Source organism: Anabaena sp. AL09, from assembly GCF_001672255.1.
Taxonomy (GTDB): domain Bacteria; phylum Cyanobacteriota; class Cyanobacteriia; order Cyanobacteriales; family Nostocaceae; genus Dolichospermum; species Dolichospermum lemmermannii.
In genome coordinates this window covers 1-21013 of sequence record NZ_LJOQ01000004.1, presented here as the reverse complement: position 1 = coordinate 21013, position 21013 = coordinate 1, and the positions used below count along the sequence as shown (strand labels likewise).

Sequence of the window (21013 nt, the reverse complement as noted above, 5' to 3'; positions counted from 1 at the left end):
GGGAATTTGTTGATCAACTTATTGAAGACTTGGACAAACAGTAATATATGGATAGTTATGGGTAGAAATTATCAAGCTGTTTCTACCCCTTTTAAAATTGCGGCTAAATCTTCTATTAACGACCAATAAAACAGGCCATAGCAACGTAAGTTTGATCTGATTAGACACAGTTTTCTCATAAGTAGTCCACCTAAACCCATGCCAAAATTTCCAAGCATAACCAACATAAACCATCAAATAAATAGTGATGGCAAAAATCAATAATCCAATCATTTTTACACCATTTTCATAAAGACAAATGTATCTAGTACATATTTATTTAACACATATTTATGATATTGAATAATTTATTTTGTATTTTTATAGGCTAGTACCATATCAATACTTGTCATAGATGATATAATCACATTATTTTTAATCCACTACGGTTAATTGTTACAGTGCGTCAGTTCTGAAAGCATAAAAGTTGACTATTTTATGTATCAGAAGTGTTAGAATGACAAGACTCAAAGTAAAAAATCACCAAGTATGGCAAAATTTTCTGGAAATAGTCAAAAATTCAGATAAAGTTGCTATTCTATTAACAAATATCAATAACAAATAATTATGACAAAATACATCTTATGGGGAAGTTATTGTGAAGACGTTCTCAGCAAACGCGAACCCTATCGTCAAGACCATTTAGCTGGATTAGCACAACAGAAAGAATCTGGGGTTTTAATTACCATTGGACCGACAAAAGATGTAACTCAAGTTTTTGCCATTTATGAAGCTGAAGACGAAAACACCGTTCGTCAATTAGTGGAATCAGATCCTTATTGGCAAAACGGCATTTGGACAGAGTATTTTGTTAAAGAATGGATTCAGGCTTTTTAGTCAGTTGACACAATTTTTAACAAAGATAATTAATTCATAATTACCATACCCAGATCCCCGACTTCTAACATCAATTTATAATTTGTAGACACAATAAATAAAAGAAGTCGGGGATTTTATCGGACTACCTGAATTATTATCACTTAATTACCCTTGAGTGCCTTTTGAAAATTGCGACGATAGGATGGATTAGCTAAAAACAAAACAGGCCATAGCAAAGCCAAACCAATCCGATTAGGTAAAGTTTGATTAAAATTAGTTCTACCAAATCCAGTCCAAAACTTCCAAACACCACCGAGATAAACCACGATTATTCCGAAAACAAGTAAATCAATCATGACTATCAACTCCCTTAATAACTGGCATAATTTTATGTAAAGAAACTTGATTGCTGACTACAGGAAAGTTAAAACCTCTTTCATTACTTATCGGCACTGTCCTTACTGAATTCTAGTTTAAATTAGGATCACAGACTGCCACCATTCATTCTATTACATGATAGCCTAAATAAACTACCCATTCTCAATGCCTGAAAAGTTCATGCTGTATTAATTTTGAATTTTGAATTATTTAAAAGATATTTCTTACGGAAGTTCCTTAGATCTCAATATCTGTATGAGACTAAAGGAAGAAAAACATTATAGTTTTAGCCAAGCTTAGGAGAATTTATGCGTGCAGTCTTAATGGCAGGTGGTTCGGGAACGCGGTTACGTCCTTTGACTTGCGATTTACCCAAACCAATGGTGCCGATTTTAAATCGTCCCATTGCTGAACATATTATCAACCTCCTGAAACGACACCAGATTTATGAAGTAATTGCTACATTACATTATTTACCAGATGTTCTCCGTGATTACTTTCAAGATGGTGGTGATTTTGGCGTACAAATGACCTATGCTATCGAAGAAGACCAACCATTAGGAACAGCAGGTTGTGTCAAAAACATTACTGAACTTTTGGATGAAACCTTTTTAGTGATTAGCGGTGACAGTATCACAGACTTTGATCTAACTGCGGCCATTGAATTTCATCAACAAAAACAATCAAAAGCCACCTTAATTTTAACCCGTGTGCCTAACCCCATTGAATTTGGTGTGGTAATTACGGATGCCCAAGGACGGATTAACCGATTTTTAGAAAAACCCTCTACTAGTGAAATTTTTTCTGATACTGTTAATACTGGCACTTATATTTTAGAACCAGAAGTTTTAGACTATTTACCAGAACATACCGAATGCGACTTTTCCAAAGATTTATTTCCCTTATTACTAGCCAAAAACGAGCCAATTTATGGTTATATTGCCGAGGGTTACTGGTGCGATGTGGGTCACTTGGATGCCTACCGACAAGCTCAGTATGATGGCTTAGAAAGAAAGGTAAAATTAGAAGTGGCTTATCCAGAAATTGCTCCCGGTTTATGGGTAGGAGCAAATACTTATATTGATCCTACAGCCAAAATTGAAACCCCAGCCATAATTGGTAACAATTGCCGCATTGGCGCGAGAGTAAAAATTGAAGATGGGACAGTAATTGGTGATAATGTCACAATTGGTGCTGATGCTCATTTAAAGCGACCAATTATTTGGAATGGAGCAATTATTGGTGATGAAGCCCAATTATCGGCTTGTGTAATTGCTCGTGGGACTCGTGTAGACAGACGCGCTCACGTATTAGAAGCGGCTGTAGTGGGTTCATTGTCTACCGTGGGAGAAGAAGCGCAAATCAGCCCTGGGGTGAGGGTGTGGCCGAGTAAAAAGATTGAGTCTGGGGCAATTTTAAATATTAATCTGATTTGGGGAAATACTGCCCAACGGAATTTATTTGGACAGCGCGGAGTCCAGGGTTTAGCCAATATTGATATTACCCCAGAGTTTGCGGTGAAGTTGGGCGCTGCCTATGGTTCGACTTTGAAACCAGGTTCAGTGGTAACGGTTTCTCGTGACCAGCGCAATGTTTCCCGCATGGTGACACGTTCTTTAATTGCTGGTTTAATGTCTGTCGGTGTGGATGTCCAAAACCTCGATACTACAGCCATTCCCATCGCTCGGACTGTGATCCCCACAATATCAGTAGCCGGGGGTATTCATGTGCGGGTTCACCCAGAACGTCGGGATTATATCTTGATTGAATTTATGGATATTAAGGGGATTAATATCTCTAAAGCCCAAGAAAAGAAAATTGAGGGGGCGTATTTTAAAGAAGATATGCGTCGTTCCCAAAGTCATGAAATTGGGGATGTCATATATTCTAGTCAATTAGTGGATTGCTATGGTAAGGCTTTTGAAAAATTATTGAATGTGGATACTCTGCGGAACAGTCGGGCAAAGGTGGTCATTGACTATGTTTACGCTGTGTCTGGGGCAGTTCTGCCGCAAATGTTAGATAAATTTGGGGCTGATGCGGTGGTGCTAAATGCTAGTTTGAATAAAACGGCCATTTCCAACGCTGATAGAGAATTACTGCTAACTCAATTAGGCCATGTTGTGGAAGCGGTAAATGCTAATTTTGGTGTGCAGGTATCCGCTAATGGGGAACAACTCATATTAGTTGATGAATCGGGTTTTTCCATTCGGGGAGAAATGCTGACGGCGTTAATGGTTGATATGATGTTAACTGCAAATCCCAGAAGTTCGGTGGTTGTGCCGGTTCATGCTTCTAGTGCGGTGGAATTGGTCGCCCATCGTCATGATGGTCATGTGATTAGAACTAAAGCGAATCCGACGGCTTTAATGGAAGCTTGTCAGAAAAATCCCAATGTGGTTTTAGGTGGGAGTGGGGAAACTGGGTTTATTTTTCCCCAATTACATCCAGGCTTTGATTCGATGTTCTGCATTGCCAAGCTTATTGAAATGTTAACCATTCAAGAGCGATCGCTCGCAACCGTACGTTCTGAATTACCTCGTGTGATTAATAGAAGTTACACTGTCCGCTGTCCTTGGACTGCTAAGGGGGCGTTAATGCGCTATTTGGTGGAAACTCACCCCGCGCAAAATTTGGAGCTAATTGACGGTGTGAAAATCCGTCAACCCTATGATGACAATTGGTTGTTGGTTTTACCTGATGCCAGTGAGCCTTTAGTCCATCTCTATGTTAACAGTAGCGATCGGGATTGGGTTGATGAAACTCTCAAAGATTACCGCGCCCGTGTCCAGCATTTTGTGGAACGTGAACAGGAGAATTATCGTTTGGATATGTAACTGTAGGGGCGGGGTTTCCCCGCCCTTTATGTTTTTGATCACGCAGAGACGCAGAGAGGAATTAAGAGTTTGGTTTAAGGATTTTGGAAACCATATTGTTTTTGACGATCTTCAAATCTATATTCACGGTTGTAGTTATCATCTGGATCATAGCCAATATCGCCAACAAAGCAGAAGGAAACAGCTAAGTTAAAGGTTCTTTTTTCAAATACAAATTCTTTTTCTGGTGGCATTTTACGAAAGTCGTTTTTAAACTTTTTCCATTCTCTTTGGTTATGTCTATCCATAAATATATCTAAATTCTGTAAGTGATTCAGCCATTCATCTTTATTAATGGAGAATAGGAGACTCGAACCCCTGACCTCTGCGGTGCGATCGCAGCACTCTACCAACTGAGCTAATTCCCCTTATTCGTGCTTATAAGTTAACAACTCTGATAAACATATTATATCCTAACACTCAGGAACGACAGATTGCACATCTTTTTCTAAAAAAACTTCCTGTACTCGCTGTAAATCCAAATCAATCAGATAATCAATCGTCCAATTAGCTTGACGGTGTAGCATCTGGAAAGGGTAAGTATTCGCTACTCCTACCACTTGCATTTGGGCGCGTTTAGCTGCTTGAATACCTGCGGGGGTATTTTCAATCACTAAACACTCATCAGGTTCTAAGTTTAATTCTGGATATGTCTGATTCATCCGTTCAACCGCCAGCAAATAGCCTTCCGGGTTAGGTTTATCGCTGCTGATATCATCCCCCGACACAATTACAGGGAAGTATTCAGCTAATTTAGCAGATGTTAATACCATTTCAATTTCTAAGGATAAAGCATCACTGACTAACGCCATTTTGAGATGACGGGAACGAATCTGAAAAATTACATCTTCAATTCCCGAATACAAAGGCAATTTTTCCAGCTTCTCCAATTCCAACACATAAGCTTGAGCTTTGCGAGTGAGTAATTGAGCCATATAAGCTTCCGTCACCACCCTACCACGATTTTTCAGCAGGTTTTGCAGATAAGCGCGAGAGCCTATCCCTAAAAAGTCTTCACGTTCTTTTACCCGTTGAGGTTGAAGATTTTCCTGTATAAGAATCTCATCTATCAGTTGGATATGGATTAATCCATCTTTAATAATGACACCATTAAAATTAAATAAAACTGCCTTTAAACTCATAGTGCAAACTGGAAACAATCCTCCAGATGATTATTTATCAGGGTAAATTACCGGAATACATTTAAGATTAACCCATTTTTGAAGATATACAAGAGTCAGATCCCCGACTTCTTGAAGAAGTCGGGGATCTTGTTGTCATAGCTTGACAGAGCAATCAATTATGTAGTATTGTTGTAATACAAAGAAACTAATAAATATTTGATACATCATCAGGGACTTTTAAAACACCCTCTAAATTGTCCTCCCACCACCCCCTACGGTGTACACACAAGTCCTATCTGTCTGGATTTGCGGGTATTTTGCCCCCTAAATCCCCCAAATTTGGGGGACTTTGAAAATTCTTGTTCCCCATAACTAGGGGTTAGGGGGCGATTTGATGGAGACTTGGCTAAATTCGATCACTTGTGTGTACACAGTAGCCCACCACCCCGCCTAAAGCCATAACGATAGTTGGATACTTGAGTTCTACCATAGCTGCTGACTTGAGTTCTACCCGGCGCATTGGTAAAGCCAAAGGAATGGGGGGAAAGTCAAGAACATTAACTGATTTTATGGAGTTTTTAGCAAACTGAATTGCTCTATCATTAACTTCTTCTAACTGATGTTCTAACTGGGCTTTTCCTGTTCTCAAAACAGCCTCATCAACTTGATAAAATTGCTGTGGATTTAAAAGAATATATTCTACATCAGCAATTTGTTTAGAAATCTGCTGTGAGCGCTCCCAAAGACCTTGCAATACCCGTGTTTTCTTTTGCAAAGTCATCATATCGATCGCTTGCATTGCCGTAGGAAAAGATAGCAAATCGTGATAAGGTTTGCAAAGTACCTGTAAAATACTCGCCGATTTTCGCACCGAATCTGGAAAATTGACTGCATATTCTAGAGCTTCTGCGGGAGTTGTCACCAGCGCCCCAGCACCACCTGTGCGATAACAACGAGCTTCAATTCGCACATTGCTATATTTTGCTAGGTTGGCAAATCTAGACTTTATTTCAGCCTTCGCATCAATAGAAGCAACATTGCTATAGGAAATTTGGGCGCTCAGTTCCGCATCAATTTTTTCCTTAGTTTCCCTATCACTAGAAATAATCTCAATGGTACTGACGAATTCACCACCTGTAATTATTCCAGAGATATATTCATAACCCGCCCGCCGATAAAATTCATCTATTCCATTTTGATTGAGAAACTTAATTATTCTGGGACTCAAATCAACAATTTTCAAGTTTTTCTCAATATCGCGGACTTTGACATACAGCACGGAAAAGGTAGAATATTCGTTAGATTTTTGGCTAAAATCACTCACAGCTTTAGCTTTCACAGAACCACTTCCCTGAAACCAGGAAGCGTTCAGATTTGCCTCAAAATCAATTCCTAAGACGCTACTCAGTTCAGCGCTAGATGTGACTCGTTTGAATAACAAATCGGCTGTTTGTCCAGTCTGCCCACCAGCGGGAACTAAGTCTCCATAATCCACATAGGTATCGTATATCTCACCTGTGAGGGGATTGTAGCCCATTGCCACATCCATGCCGGCACAATAATCTCTGATGATAGTCATAAAATTTGTAACCTGTGTGGTGATCAAGAGTCAAGTATTACCAGTGTTGATCATAGCTGTGTCCACAGCCTGAATTTTGACAAGTGCTGGCATTACCTTCATATTTTTGACAATAACAGCCGCTATAGGAGCAATTTCCATAACCGCAGCGCAGTTCTTCCAGCAGCGTTTTCTGCAAAATACTTGGGAATACTACAGTCTGTTTGCTCTTGATTACGGATTTCTGTGCTGGGACTTGTTTATTTTTTGTAATCACGATATTCCACAACCTTGTAAAATTACGTTTGCTTGTAATTATACCCAAAATAGACGCATCTTTAAATTCAACTTAACGTAAAACCCATAGCCTTGATTTGTAGGTTCATCTCGTTCCCAGTCTCTGACTGGGAATGAATTCTAGAAGGCTCTGCCTTCAATGATATTAGAGGCAGAGCCTCATCAACTGCATTCCTAGTCAGAGACTAGGAACGAGATAAAAGTTGTCTTTTGATGACTAAATAACCCAGAAATTTTTGACGCTATCATTTTTGGGCGGGTGTGGAAGCAAATAGATTTATTTGTCCAATTTATTTTGCAGGTAAATCTGCCACTTCTCCAGCGCTCACCATTGCCCGATACAATAAAGCACAAACTTCGGCTCTAGTGGCAACTTTTTTAGGATTTAGTAATTTTTTATTAGGATAATTAGTAATTACACCATTTTCTGTCAATGCGGCGATAAAATTACGATGTTCACTTCTAATACTAGAAGCATCACTATAAACTGAAAGAATATTTTCTGTTGAACCAGTAAATTTATAATTCAATCCTTTGGCTAAAGTTATTAAAACATCTAGACGATTCAGCTTTTGTGTGGGGTTAAAGTTTTTGCTATTGAGAATAGTAAAAAAGCCCATTTCATAAGCTTCTCGAATGGCATCATAAGCCCAATATCGTTTAGGAACATCTTTAAAATTAATTGCTTCTCGAACTTTACTTTTAATAAAGACTTTTTGCAAAAGGGCAGCTAATTCGGCACGAGTTACTGGTGCATTCGGACGAAAAGAATCATCAGGAAATCCGCCAATTACTTCCATTGCAGCCAATTCAGAAATATATTCCCTAGCCCAATAGTTTTTGGAGATATCAGAAAATGAGACTTGAATACCCTTACCTACACCTATTTTCCGATATTCACTTAATAATTTGCCCAGTTCAAAACTGGAGTTGTCCTGAATTGGAGTCAACTTTACCAAACTACCAGGATTAGCTGTTAAAGCTTTTGCTAAGTTAGAATCAAAGGCATTTATAGATTTACCTACTACAGCAAAATCACCTTCGCTAAAGGAAGTAGGATAAGCACCAGTGGTGGCAACTTTGGCAAATCCTGCGGCTTGATATTGGACAATATTAATCTTTTCCGAACTATTGAGGAAAGTAACTTTTTGGTTATTAACTTCCGTGAAATAATCGTAGGCATTGGTATTATCAACAATGCTATCATTATTGACATCAAAACCATAAAAGGTGCGAACTACTTTGTTTTCTGTGGGATTAGCCGATAAAATCAAGTTAACCGCAGTATTTTCCGGTAAACAAACAAATTCACTGTAACCAATAAAGCGATTTGTGTTATCATATAAACGGACAACAATGCGATCGCCTAATTTAAACCCTTTAACAAACTTAGCCTTTTGCTTAATCTTATATTTATAATCACCTAAAAACCTTTCTTGGCGATATTTATTGCCATATTTACTCTTAATAGAAATTCGGGCAATTACTTCTTTTATTGTCCCCCCAGGTTGCCATATATAAAGCGTGAAAGCTGATTTTTTCTCTGGTGAAAAACTCGTATTAACGGGAATATCAATTGCTTCACCTTCAGATTGACCTACTAAAAGTTGCGTTTGTGGAGAATTACCTAATTTTGATGCAACTGGGGAAGAAAGTCTTGATACTGCTAATGCAGAAGATATTGGCGATAATGCGACAACAGAAACGGCTGTAACAACCAGTTTACTCCAACTTAAGTTAATGGGATTCATAGTATTTTATCTCACACCTGGCCAATGGACTAATATTCTCCAGATCAAAAATTTTTGATGCTAGTGAACTCTACTGGTAACACAGGGCATTTTATATTACTTTTGTCAGATAGGGAAGAGGCAAGTGATAATTGACAATTGATAACTGATAATAATGTGTAGGGGTTTAGCTTTTGCTTTACCCCTACCTATAGAATCAAACAATTAAGTCATTTTGACTATAATATAAATAAATAATAATTTAGGAATCTTCACAAATGACAACTACAATCCAGGATTTGCAGACATTAGAAAAACAGGTTTGGACTTGGCGAGATTACAAAATTCAATATACTGTGATGGGTACAGGTCAGCCTTTGGTGCTAATTCACGGTTTTGGCGCTTCTATTGGTCACTGGCGCAAAAATATCCCGATTCTAGCTGCTGCTGGTTATCAGGTGTTCGCTTTAGATTTGCTGGGTTTTGGTGGTTCTGATAAAGCAACTATAGATTATAGCATGGAAGTGTGGGCGGAATTATTAAAGGATTTTTGCAATGCACATATTCAAACACCAGCAATATTTATTGGTAATTCTATTGGCGCTCTTTTAAGTTTAATTGTTTTAACAGAATCTCCAGAAATTGCGGCTGGAGGAGTTTTAATTAACTCTGCTGGTGGTTTGAGTCACCGTCCCCATGAGTTAAATCCAATTTTGCGAGTTGTAATGGCAACTTTTAACAAGTTGGTGGCTAACCCAGTGACAGGTAAATTCGTTTTTAACCGCATTCGCCAAAAATCGCAAATTCGCCGGACTTTATATCAAGTATATAGCGATCGCAATGCCGTGACTGATGAACTTGTAGATTTACTTTATAACCCATCTTGTGACCCCGGAGCGCAAGAAGTTTTTGCTTCTATTTTGACTGCACCTCCAGGTCCTAGTCCAGAGGAATTATTACCCAAGTTAGAATTTCCGTTGTTAGTAATTTGGGGTGCAGAAGATCCTTGGACACCAATTACGGGAGCGAATATTTATGAAGCAGCGCGAGAAAATGGTCAAGATATTAAAGTTGTTCCTATTCCCGGCGCTGGTCATTGTCCCCATGATGAAGTTCCAGATATTGTGAATAGTGAAATTATTAATTGGTTAGAACAGGTAATGGATAAATCTACACTGAACTAAGCAACTTGTGAAATAATTTTTTCCATTTTTGGGCATTCCTCTGTCCTGGAATTTCCCCACCACCAAACTCCTCCACATACCACCGCAAAGCCTGGGGAAAGTAAAACACCCAATACAACAGGCGCAAATAAATTTGAGGATACACTAATCTTTGAGAATAGAGTCAGGAATATGAACACAACACCATCTAAAAGCGAAACTGATGAAATACTCAAGTGGTTGAACCACAACCGCCAAATGTTATTAGATTTATACAAAAATCAGTATGTTGCTTATAATGCCAATGGGATAATTGCACATAGCGAAAACTTACGCGAAGTTTTAGAATTAGCTAAAGCAGCAAAACAAACATTTTTAATTTATTTAGTTCCTCATCATACTGCTTCTGTAGAAATTCTCCCAATTCGTTTTCGCAGTGTTGCCCGTCATGATTGGCAACCAAATTATAGTGTGATTTTAAAGCATAGAGATATAGAATTTTCAACAACGATGTTAGTAGATTCTGGTGCTGAATTGAGTTTAATTTCCAAGAAAGTAGGTCAAGATTTAGGTTATGCTTTAGCTGATGCTGAATCCATTTTATTAGCAGAAACTATAGGTGGCAAAGTTGAGTATGTTTTGCGTAATGTAGAAATGACCATTGATGGACACAATTTTATTGCTTCTGTCGCATGGTTACAAACTAATACAGGTGGAGAACAATTACTATTAGGTCGAGAAGTTGTATTTGATAAATTCAATATTGAATTTAGACAAGCTGAGGAGAAAATCATTTTTACATGGCGGAACGAAAGTAAGAGTAATTCATAAATTACCAATTGTCTATTGTTGAAAGGCAACGATAAGACACTGTTGGTAAAATATTTCTTCATGAAAATACATGATTTGTGGGAAACTCATCAACAAAGATAGTATTATGAAGGATTGTTTCACTGTGTAACCTTCCCTTAGCCTGTCAATATGTCAGAAAATCTCGCTGCTTCTTTAAACGATGTGCTTCCAAACGCTCACAATAGCCAGAATACTATCCGCATTCGGGGCGCTAGGCAGCATAATCTGAAAAATATTGATTTGGAATTACCCCGCGATCGCTTGATTGTCTTTACTGGCGTTTCTGGTTCGGGTAAGTCTTCTTTAGCCTTTGATACCATTTTCGCTGAAGGTCAACGCCGTTATGTAGAATCCCTCAGCGCCTATGCTCGACAATTTCTAGGACAGTTGGATAAACCCGATGTGGAAGCCATCGAAGGTTTAAGTCCGGCAATTTCCATTGACCAAAAATCAACTTCCCATAATCCCCGTTCGACGGTGGGAACAGTCACGGAAATTTATGATTATCTGCGATTGTTATATGGTCGCGCTGGTGAACCTCATTGTCCCATCTGCGATCGCTCTATTGCCCCTCAGACCATTGACCAGATGTGCGATCGCATCATGGAACTTCCCGACCGTACCCGCTTCCAAATTCTAGCCCCTGTAGTGCGAGGGAAAAAGGGAACTCACCGCAAATTAATTTCTGGTTTAGCCGCGCAAGGATTTGTCCGCATTAGGGTAAATGGAGAGGTGCGAGAGCTATCAGATTCCATCGAGCTAGACAAAAATAACACACATACTATAGAACTGGTTATTGACAGATTAGTTAAAAAAGATGGTATTCAAGAGCGTTTGGTGGATTCTCTAGCAACCTGTCTTAAGCAATCTAACGGAATCGCCACAATTGAGGTATTAAAAGATACATCGGATAAGATAGCGCTGGAGCGACCTGATAGTAAGTATATAGCAACTGAGGCAGAAAATCAAGGTATTTCAGAACAAGAATTACCCACAGAAATGGTATTTTCGGAAAACTTTGCTTGTCCCGAACATGGTGCGGTAATGGAAGAATTATCGCCCCGATTGTTTTCTTTTAATTCCCCTTATGGTGCTTGTCCCCATTGTCATGGGATTGGGACATTAAGAAGATTTTCCCCGGAGTTGGTTGTCCCTAATGCAGATTCACCCATGTATGCAGCGATCGCACCTTGGTCAGAAAAGGAAAACTCCTATTATTTAGAGTTGTTGTATGCTGTGGGGTTAAATTATGGCTTTGAGTTACAAACTCAATGGGGGAAGTTGACACCGGAACAGCAAAAAGTTGTTTTGTATGGCGAAGAAAACAAGAAAACTACAGAAGAAAAAAAGCAGACTTTCAAAGGTGTCATTCCCATTTTACAAAGACAGTATGAAGGGGGAACAGAGTTAGTTAAACAGAAATTAGAAGAATATTTAATTGACCAACCTTGCGAAGTTTGCAAAGGGAAAAGATTAAAACCCGAAGCCTTAGCTGTGAAGTTGGGACAATATGGGATTTTAGATTTTACCAGTGTTTCCATTCGGGAATGTCGGGAAAGAATCGAAAAATTAAAATTGAGTGCTAGACAAACTCAAATAGCTGATTTAGTTCTCAGAGAAGTTAAAGCCAGATTACAATTTTTATTAGATGTTGGCTTAGATTATCTCACCTTAGATCGTCCCGCCATGACATTATCAGGTGGAGAAGCCCAACGCATTCGATTAGCCACACAAATCGGTTCAGGACTAACAGGAGTTCTTTACGTTTTAGATGAACCAAGTATTGGGTTACATCAAAGAGATAACGGAAAATTACTCAAAACATTAACCAAATTACGCGACTTAGGAAATACCTTAATAGTTGTCGAACATGACGAAGAAACTATCCGCGCTGCTAACTATATAGTTGATATTGGTCCCGGTGCAGGAATTCATGGGGGAAATATTATTTCTCAAGGCAGTTTTGAGGATTTACTCAACGCAGAAGCATCTTTAACTGGTGCTTATTTATCAGGAAGAAGAGTCATCACTACCCCAGCTAAAAGAAGAGAAGGAAATGGCCGCGCCTTAACTATTAGAAATGCCCATCGTAACAACTTACAAAATATAGATGTAGAAATTCCCTTGGGAAAACTTGTCTCCGTTACAGGTGTTTCTGGTTCAGGAAAATCTACCTTAATTAACGAATTACTTTATCCAGCCTTACAACATCATTTACTGAAAAAAGCTCCCGCACCCAAAGACATGGATGAAATCAAGGGTTTAAACTGCGTTGATAAAGCCATTGTCATTGACCAATCACCCATTGGGAGAACTCCCCGTTCTAACCCTGCAACTTACACCGGAGTTTTCGATATTATTCGTGATGTTTTTTCCCAAACTGTTGAAGCTAAAACCAGAGGTTATAAACCTGGACAATTTTCTTTTAATGTTAAAGGTGGACGGTGTGAAGCTTGTAGTGGACAAGGTGTAAATGTCATCGAAATGAATTTTCTCCCTGACGTTTATGTGCAATGTGAAATTTGCAAAGGTGCGAGATATAACCGGGAAACTCTCCAAGTTAAATATAAGGATAAATCAATTTCTGATGTTTTGAATATGACGGTTGAAGAAGCATTAGATTTCTGTCAAAATATTCCCAAAGCCCTAACTAGATTACAAACTTTATTTGATGTTGGTTTGGGTTATGTGCAGTTAGGACAACCAGCGACAACTTTATCTGGTGGAGAAGCCCAACGGGTGAAATTAGCCACGGAATTATCTCGACGCGCGACTGGGAAAACACTTTATTTAATAGATGAACCAACTACAGGTTTATCTTTTTATGATGTCCACAAATTGTTGGACGTTTTACAAAGATTGGTAGATAAGGGAAATTCCATTTTAGTGATTGAACATAATTTAGATGTCATTCGTTGTTCTGATTGGGTGATAGATTTGGGACCTGAAGGTGGAGATAAGGGCGGAGAACTGATTGCTGCGGGAACGCCTGAAGATGTGGCAAAAAATCCTCGTTCTTATACTGGTCAATATTTACAGCAGGTGTTGGCGCAATATCCAGCAGTTGTCTAAACTATGATTTTTTTGATTAATTTGATTTTTGTGATTAATTCATCATCTAAACTATGATTTGTGTGATTAATTTGATTTTTGTGATTAATTCATCATCTAAACTATGATTTGTGTGATTAATTTGATTTTTGTGATTAATTAATTATTTCAATCATCCCAATCATCTAAATCAGAAAAATCACAGTTTAGACATTATGCTAATAACTCTCGAATTATCCGAGTTACAGCTTTTTGAGTAACACGAGTGGCAATTTGTTGACCTAAAAGTTGAACTCCTGGATTAACAATGATTTGGGCTAATTGAGGAGCAAATTTTGTGGCATCAAAGCCTTTAGTATCTCGCAAAATCCCAGCAATGCGTTTAATATATTCTAAAGTTTGTTGTTGTTCAACACTTGCTGAAGGAATTTGATTGATTGCGGTGATTCCTACCCTTTCTCGCAGTACATAAGTCAAGTTATGCAAGGCATTTTTACTAACAGCATCTACACCGTTGAAAAATTCATCAACTAATCTGTCACGAATAAATGAACCTCGGTCAGAAGAGAGAAATTCTACTCCTTGATTAACAACCAAATTAAGATCATATTCTTGATTACTGCGGGCATTTTTTAATAAATTCTCCAACCGATTCCAGCGAAATTTACCATCTTTAAACAGTAATTCTTGTAATGATGTTCTTAACTCATTTGCCGGATCTGTTAAAAGCCGTTTAGCAACATAAGGATAAGCCTCACTGAGAACTTTAAAATCGGGATCTATATAAATTGCAATCCCTTCCAAAGTCACAAGAGAACGAATAATTAAAGCGTAATAGGGAGGGACGCGGAAAGGATATTCATACATTAAAGCTGATAAATCATCGGTGATGCTTTTAATATTCAAATCCGCGACACTTGCACCTTCGGCATTAGCAAATACCTTTGCAAAAGCGGGAACGATGGGGGTAAGGTCTGTTTCTGGACTGAGGAATTCTAACTTTACATAGTCTTTTGCTAAACTATCAAATTCTCGATTGACAACGTGGACAATTGCCTCAATTAAACCATAACGTTGGGCTGGTTTAACTTCGCTCATCATGCCAAAATCGAGATAAGCTAATTTACCATCCATGGTCGCTAACAAGTTACCTGGGTGAGGGTCAGCGTGGAAAAATCCATGTTCTAATAATTGACGTAAAGAACACTGAACACCAACTTCAATTAAATACCGCGCATTGATTCCTAAAGCGGCAATTTTTTCGGGTTGAGTTAATTTAATGCCGTTAATCCATTCCATCGTTAAAACGCGACGGTTGGTGTATTCCCAGTAAATTTTGGGGACATAAATATCCTTCATCTGACCATATAATTCAAAAAAGCGTTCCGCATTTTCGCCTTCATGAATATAGTCCATTTCTTCAAAAATGCGATCGCCTAATTCATCTAAAATCCCCACTAAATCACTGCGGACTCGCTGGAAATTGTGCTGTATCCAACCAGCCAAATTCCGCAAAATATACAAATCTATAGTAATTTTTTCTCGTAAATCTGGGCGTTGTACCTTAATCGCTACTTCTTCGCCAGTTTTCAATCTTCCCTGATATACCTGTCCTAAAGAAGCCGCCGCAATCGGTTGTGAAGACAATTCTGCATAAATCTCTAATGGTGTTGCTCCCAATTCTTCCTCAATAAACTGGTAAGCTATTTCATTAGGAAAAGCTGGTAATTGATCTTGGAGTCTAGTTAATTCTTCCAGGTAAATTGGTGGGACTAAATCTGGTCTAGTGGATAAAGCCTGACCAATTTTAATGTAAGCTGGACCCAACTTTGTTAATAGATCTCTGAGTTGAACAGCGCGACGACGTTCATTTTTAACCAAAATTCCCCATTGCTTATCCCACCATAACCCAAAGACAAAGGACAGAATTGGTTTTAAAACCGTCAAAATTCGCCGGATAACTTGCAGGAATCGCCCACTATACTGTGCTTGTATTTCCACAGGATCATACAGCATCGACTCCGGTTCAGATCCCACCCGCACCCGATGTCTGGGCTGTGGAGAAGCTTCAGCCGATTTGATTGCTACAGTCTGTGGATTTTGTTCTGCTACTACCTCAATTACGGACAATTCGCCTCCGCGACTGTCCTCCTGACTTGTTCGAGAACTAGAGGGAAGTGTCTTAACCATCATGAAGAAGCCACCAGTTAGATCAACGTTGTTAAATATTGTAACAATATCTTGTCTTTTCGGGATATCTTCAAAAATTATAAATTAATGCTTTGATATTTTTTGTCAATAAACGCAGCATAGTGTATTTAGGCAGAAAACAACATAGCTAAATATATTTAAGGACGAAGAGCCATATTTTTTCTAAAAAGACTGACAACAACCAAGTAAAGTTGGATAATTTGCTAGAATTACCTATTGATCTTGGGAGTCTTGTTAATGACAACAATCTTAGAAGTAAATAGTACAAATTTACTCCTGCTGCAATTGTTACAGGTAGGAGTGCCTACCCAAGCAGCCACTAGTCAAGTTGATTTAGTTCAAGGAGTAATCCAGGCATTTATTTTAGGGATTGTGCAAGGGATTACAGAGTTTTTACCAATTAGTAGTACAGCACATTTAATCATTGTGACGAAGGTATTTGGTTGGAAAGAACTGGGTTCTAAAGATTTTGTTGATGCTATTCAATTTGGGAGTGTAATTGCAATTTTATGGTATTTTTGGGCTGTTATTTCTAGTTTAGTGAAAGGTGCAATTACAGCTTTTAAAACTAAAGACTGGGAAAGCGAAGAATGGAAAATTGTTGTCGGGATTGCGGTCGGGACAATTCCCGCTTTAACTATTGGGTTTTTGTTAAAAGATGTGATCCCAGAAAGTTCCTTAATTATTGCGATCATGTCAATTATTATGGCGATTTTGCTAGGTTTAGCTGAAAAAATTGGGAGTCGTAAACGGGGTTTTGCTACTTTGGAAATTCGAGATGGTATTTTAGTAGGATTGGGACAAACTTTAGCTTTAGTTCCGGGCGTTTCTCGTTCAGGTTCGACTTTAACTACTGGCTTATTTCTAGGATTAGAAAGAGAAGCAGCCGCGAAATTTTCATTTTTGTTAGGATTTCCCACTTTGACAATTGCGACTTTATATAAAAGTCTGAAAATCTTCAAAATGTTTGAATCAGGTGAATTACCAGATAATATTGTGATTCTGTTAATTGTTGGCATCATTTCTACTTTTATTTTTTCCTATTTATCAATTGCTTTTTTAATCAAATACTTGCAAACTAAAAACACATTGGTTTTTGTTTGGTATAGGTTGGCTTTTGGTATTTCCATTTTATTAGCGATCGCTGCTGGTTGGCCAGGATAACTCTGATAGAATATTTACACTAGGTGGGGATTGGGGATTGGATATTAAATTTTAGATTTTGGATCATGTTAAATTAACTTCTATCTAAAATTTTTATCCCCTAACAACTGTACGGGCGAAGCATTTGGAGAACTATTTTTGGCAATGATCGATAATTTATCTTCCAAATGAATGCTTCGCCCCTACTAACAAGCATTTGGAGAACTATTTTTGGCAATGATCGATAATTTATCTTCCAAATGCTTCGCCCCTACTGACAACTGACAACTGACAACTGACAACTAACTCATGACTACCATTCAACCTGCTAAAATTACCAAGGTGCTTGCTGACTCAATTGCGGAGGAAATTGGCTTTACAGTCGGTGATGCGATTGTGGCCATTAATGGCACACAACCTCGTGATTTAATTGATTATCAATTTTTGTGCGCTGATGAAATTCTGGAACTAGAAGTTTTAGATGCGACAGGGAAAACCCATCATGTCGAAATTGAAAAAGATTATGATGATGATTTAGGACTGGAATTTTCAACAGCTTTATTTGATGGTTTAATTCAGTGTAATAACCGTTGTCCCTTTTGCTTTATTGATCAACAACCACCGGGAAAACGGACTAGTTTATATTTAAAAGATGATGATTACCGATTAAGCTTTTTATATGGTTCTTATCTAACTTTAACGAATTTAACCGCGAAAGAATGGCAAAGAATTGAACAAATGCGATTATCACCTCTGTATGTTTCCGTGCATTCTACAGAACCAGATATAAGAATTAGACTTTTAAAAAATAATCGGGGTGGAGAAATATTATCACAAATTCGCTGGTTTCAAGAACGAAGATTACAAATTCATGCTCAAGTTGTTGTCTGTCCAGGTATAAATGATGGTGAACATTTAGAAAGGACATTAGAAGATTTAACATCTTTTCATCCTGGAGAATTACCAACAGTAGCATCAATAGCAGTTGTTCCCGTGGGTTTAACGCGATTTCGTCCCCAGGAAGATGAACTCATACCTGTAACTAAGGAAAAAGCACAAGAGGTAATTTCTCAAGTTAAATTACTCTCTCAGAAATTTCGCAAAAAATATAATTCTAGTGTAGTGTGGTTAGCTGATGAATGGTTTTTAATTGCCGGGGAAGAATTACCTAGCGAAGCTGAATATGAAGAATATCCCCAAATTGATAATGGTGTGGGTTCAATTCGCTTATTTATTAAACAATTTACCCAAACTGCAACTGAGTTGTTACCACCGAAAATTACCAACCAACGCAGATTAACTTGGGTTGTCGGTAATGCAGTGGAAATAGCATTTCAACCCCTGGTACAACAATTAAATACTGTAGAAGGGTTAGAAGTGAATATGCGGGCTTTATGTAGCGATTATTGGGGACAGAGTATCAGTGTTACTGGGTTATTAACGGGACATGATTTACTGTTAAATCTTCAAGGACAAGATTTAGGAGAGGGAATTTTATTACCTAGTGTTATGCTTAAACATGGGGAACTGGTATTTTTAGATGATATGACGGTTGCAGAAGTATCCCAACAATTAAATGTCAGTATTTTCCCTGTGGCGGGAGTTGAGGAATTAATCAATACTTGTCTTCAGTAGAATTGATGATTTAAGTAGGTGAACACAATAAAACCAAACTGTGTAAAGAAACGTAAAATCGCTGGAAACTTCTTTACTCTTGCCTCTTGTCTAAGTAGGTCGGCGTTAAAGAATCAATCTATGTAACGAAAGTTTATCACTGCTAATTGCTGTGGGAACGGGTAGTTTCACTGCAAACTGGATAGCTAAACCAATTTTACGCTTGAGTCGAGCTAGTCAAGCTATGTCCAAAGGAGTATGGCAAGAATCTTTATCTGAAGATATAACAATTGCAGAACTCAAGGTTTTAGCAACATCCTTTAACCAGATGTCTACTCAAATCAAAAAAGCTTTTCAGGAATCAGAAACTAAATTTTCGACTATTTTTCATACTACTCCTGACCCTGTTTGGATTGCCACCTTAGCAGAAGGAAAATTTTTGAATGTTAATGAAAGTTTTTGCCAATTTTGGGGAGATACACCAGAAAATATCCTTGGCAAAACCAGTGTGCAATTAGGATTGTGGAAGAATATAGAGAATTTACACCACTTCAACGAGAGACTAATTAATGAAGGCAGTATCCTCAATTTTAAACTGGTAATTTGTACTCACTCCCAGCAAACTAAAACCGTTCTCATCTCAGCTAAGGTGCAATACTTGGGTGAACAGGATTGTCTGATTGGTGTCATCAGAGATGTTAGCGATCTCTACGATGAACTTCGTTTACGCGAAAAGACAGAAATCGCCTTGCACAAAAGTGAAGCTATGTTGTTAGAAGCCCAGCAGCTTGCTCACATTGGTAACTGGGACTATGATGTGATCACAGGTAAAATTACTTGGTCTAATCAGCTATTCCAGATTTTAGGACGTGACCAGACACTGGGTGAACCTACTTACGAAGAAAATCTCCGGCTTTACTATCCCGAAGATGCCGAACAGTTACACCAGGCATTTGAGCGATCGCTCTCTACAGGAGAATCCTATCAATTGGAACTGAGAGTTGTCAAGGCAGATGGCTCTTTTCAGTATACAGAAGCTAGAGGCAAGGCCGAACTCAATGCCCAAGGACAAGTGATTCGGCTGTTTGGCACAATCCAAGACATGACTGAGCGCGGACAAATAGAAGATCAACTGCGAGCGAGTCAGCATTTTATTGAACAGATTACAGAACTAACGCCAAACCTACTGTATATTTACGACCATATCGAACAGCGTAATGTTTACATAAATCGTTCTGTTGCCGAAACATTGGGCTATTCTGCCACAGCGATTCAGTCCATGGGAGCTAACTTGTTTCCTATTATTTGTCATCCCGATGATCTATATCTGGTCTATCAGTCCATGCAACAGCTTCATAGTCTGCAAGATCGTGAGTTCGTGGAAATAGAGTATCGCGTTAAGAATGCTCAAGGGCAATGGTGTTGGCTTTATAGTCGAGATATGGTGTTTTCTAGAACTGCGGATGGTAGGCTAAAGCAAAGTTTAGGAACGTCCCAAGATATCAGCAAACGCAAGGAAGTAGAATTAGCCTTGCGAGAAGCAGAATATAACCTCAGATTAGCAAATCAGGAACTGGAAAAACTAGTCAATATTGATGGGTTAACGCAAATTGCCAATCGTCGCTGTTTTGATCATCGTTTAGAGCAAGAATGGCAGCGACTATACCGAGAACAGGAATTTTTATCTTTATTGTTATTTGATGTTGATTATTTTAAAAGCTATAATGATGCCTACGGTCATCTACTAGGGGATGAATGCTTGATCAAAATTGCTCAGTCTGTACAACAGGTTATATTCCGTCCGGCGGATTTATTGGCTCGCTATGGTGGGGAAGAATTTGTGGTTATTTTACCCAATACTGACATTGATGGGACGATGGTGATCGCTCAACGAATTCATACTGCAATTCAAGATTTAGCAATTCCTCATCAAGCCTCGAAAGTAAGTAATATAGTTACTATTAGTATCGGTATTAGCAGTTTGATACCTACTTCCGAATTATCACCATCAAACCTGATTGAACAAGCTGATCAAGCACTCTATCGAGCTAAACAACAGGGACGCAATCAGTCTCTGCATTTAATCTCATAAAATTGTAGTTTTCCGTAGTCAAACGTAGCTATATCCGTCACTACAATGAACCTTAGTAATATCTTT

General features: G+C 38.4%; 15 protein-coding genes and 1 tRNA gene. 8 read left to right on the top strand and 8 right to left on the bottom strand.

Going from position 1 to position 21013, the window contains the following annotated elements:
* Nucleotides 1–606: 606 nt before the first annotated feature.
* Complete coding sequence (locus AN490_RS00435; protein ID WP_299998871.1) at nucleotides 607–876, top strand: YciI family protein; 270 nt, start codon at nucleotides 607–609, stop codon at nucleotides 874–876.
* 143 nt (nucleotides 877–1019) lie between these two features.
* Here AN490_RS00435 and AN490_RS00430 read toward each other — a convergent pair whose 3' ends face one another.
* Entirely contained in the window at nucleotides 1020–1214 is a 195-nt protein-coding gene (locus AN490_RS00430) for a hypothetical protein (RefSeq protein ID WP_213719238.1), read from the bottom strand.
* Nucleotides 1215–1544: 330 nt separating this feature from the next.
* Between AN490_RS00430 and AN490_RS00425 the strand changes: the two genes are divergently transcribed.
* Nucleotides 1545–4073, top strand: coding sequence for a mannose-1-phosphate guanyltransferase (locus AN490_RS00425; protein WP_299998868.1), 2529 nt, complete (start codon nucleotides 1545–1547; stop codon nucleotides 4071–4073).
* Between the two features lie 74 nt (nucleotides 4074–4147).
* On the opposite strand, the gene AN490_RS00420 is transcribed toward AN490_RS00425, so the two are convergent.
* The 6 genes from AN490_RS00420 to AN490_RS00395 form a co-directional block, all read right to left on the bottom strand.
* The gene (locus tag AN490_RS00420) at nucleotides 4148–4360 is read right to left on the bottom strand and encodes a hypothetical protein (RefSeq protein ID WP_246863053.1); all 213 of its coding nucleotides are present in this window, start codon (nucleotides 4358–4360) and stop codon (nucleotides 4148–4150) included.
* Nucleotides 4361–4407: 47 nt separating this feature from the next.
* Nucleotides 4408–4480: transfer RNA gene (locus tag AN490_RS00415), tRNA-Ala, on the bottom strand.
* A gap of 45 nt (nucleotides 4481–4525) precedes the next feature.
* Nucleotides 4526–5254, bottom strand: a complete 729-nt coding sequence (locus AN490_RS00410) for an HAD family phosphatase (protein WP_299998864.1) — start codon at nucleotides 5252–5254, stop codon at nucleotides 4526–4528.
* Nucleotides 5255–5642: 388 nt separating this feature from the next.
* Nucleotides 5643–6815, bottom strand: a complete 1173-nt coding sequence (locus tag AN490_RS00405; protein WP_299998862.1) for a hypothetical protein — start codon at nucleotides 6813–6815, stop codon at nucleotides 5643–5645.
* A gap of 37 nt (nucleotides 6816–6852) precedes the next feature.
* Entirely contained in the window at nucleotides 6853–7071 is a 219-nt protein-coding gene (locus AN490_RS00400) for a hypothetical protein (protein WP_299998860.1), read from the bottom strand.
* Between the two features lie 310 nt (nucleotides 7072–7381).
* The gene (locus AN490_RS00395; RefSeq protein ID WP_299998858.1) at nucleotides 7382–8842 is read right to left on the bottom strand and encodes an S-layer homology domain-containing protein; all 1461 of its coding nucleotides are present in this window, start codon (nucleotides 8840–8842) and stop codon (nucleotides 7382–7384) included.
* Between the two features lie 257 nt (nucleotides 8843–9099).
* Between AN490_RS00395 and AN490_RS00390 the strand changes: the two genes are divergently transcribed.
* The 3 genes from AN490_RS00390 (at nucleotide 9100) to uvrA (ending at nucleotide 13908) form a co-directional block, all read left to right on the top strand.
* Nucleotides 9100–10005: an alpha/beta fold hydrolase gene (locus AN490_RS00390; RefSeq protein WP_299998856.1), complete on the top strand. Its 906-nt coding sequence runs from the start codon at nucleotides 9100–9102 to the stop codon at nucleotides 10003–10005.
* Between the two features lie 171 nt (nucleotides 10006–10176).
* On the top strand, nucleotides 10177–10815 hold the full coding sequence (locus tag AN490_RS00385; protein WP_299998854.1) for a retropepsin-like domain-containing protein: 639 nt from the start codon (nucleotides 10177–10179) through the stop codon (nucleotides 10813–10815).
* A gap of 150 nt (nucleotides 10816–10965) precedes the next feature.
* Nucleotides 10966–13908 carry an excinuclease ABC subunit UvrA gene (uvrA, locus tag AN490_RS00380; RefSeq protein WP_299998852.1) on the top strand — a complete coding sequence of 981 codons (2943 nt, stop codon included), beginning with the start codon at nucleotides 10966–10968 and terminating at the stop codon, nucleotides 13906–13908.
* A 192-nt stretch (nucleotides 13909–14100) separates the two neighbouring features.
* On the opposite strand, the gene AN490_RS00375 is transcribed toward uvrA, so the two are convergent.
* Nucleotides 14101–16080 (bottom strand): AarF/ABC1/UbiB kinase family protein, encoded by a 1980-nt coding sequence (locus AN490_RS00375; protein ID WP_299998850.1) that lies wholly within the window; start codon nucleotides 16078–16080, stop codon nucleotides 14101–14103.
* 255 nt (nucleotides 16081–16335) lie between these two features.
* On the opposite strand from AN490_RS00375, the gene AN490_RS00370 reads away from it, so the two are divergent.
* The 3 genes from AN490_RS00370 to AN490_RS00360 all read left to right on the top strand — a co-directional run bounded on the left by AN490_RS00370 (nucleotide 16336) and on the right by AN490_RS00360 (nucleotide 20947).
* Complete coding sequence (locus AN490_RS00370; RefSeq protein ID WP_299998848.1) at nucleotides 16336–17262, top strand: undecaprenyl-diphosphate phosphatase; 927 nt, start codon at nucleotides 16336–16338, stop codon at nucleotides 17260–17262.
* Between the two features lie 288 nt (nucleotides 17263–17550).
* Nucleotides 17551–18876 carry a TIGR03279 family radical SAM protein gene (locus tag AN490_RS00365; RefSeq protein ID WP_299998845.1) on the top strand — a complete coding sequence of 442 codons (1326 nt, stop codon included), beginning with the start codon at nucleotides 17551–17553 and terminating at the stop codon, nucleotides 18874–18876.
* 151 nt (nucleotides 18877–19027) lie between these two features.
* Nucleotides 19028–20947, top strand: coding sequence for a diguanylate cyclase (locus AN490_RS00360; RefSeq protein ID WP_299998842.1), 1920 nt, complete (start codon nucleotides 19028–19030; stop codon nucleotides 20945–20947).
* Nucleotides 20948–21013 lie beyond the last annotated feature (66 nt).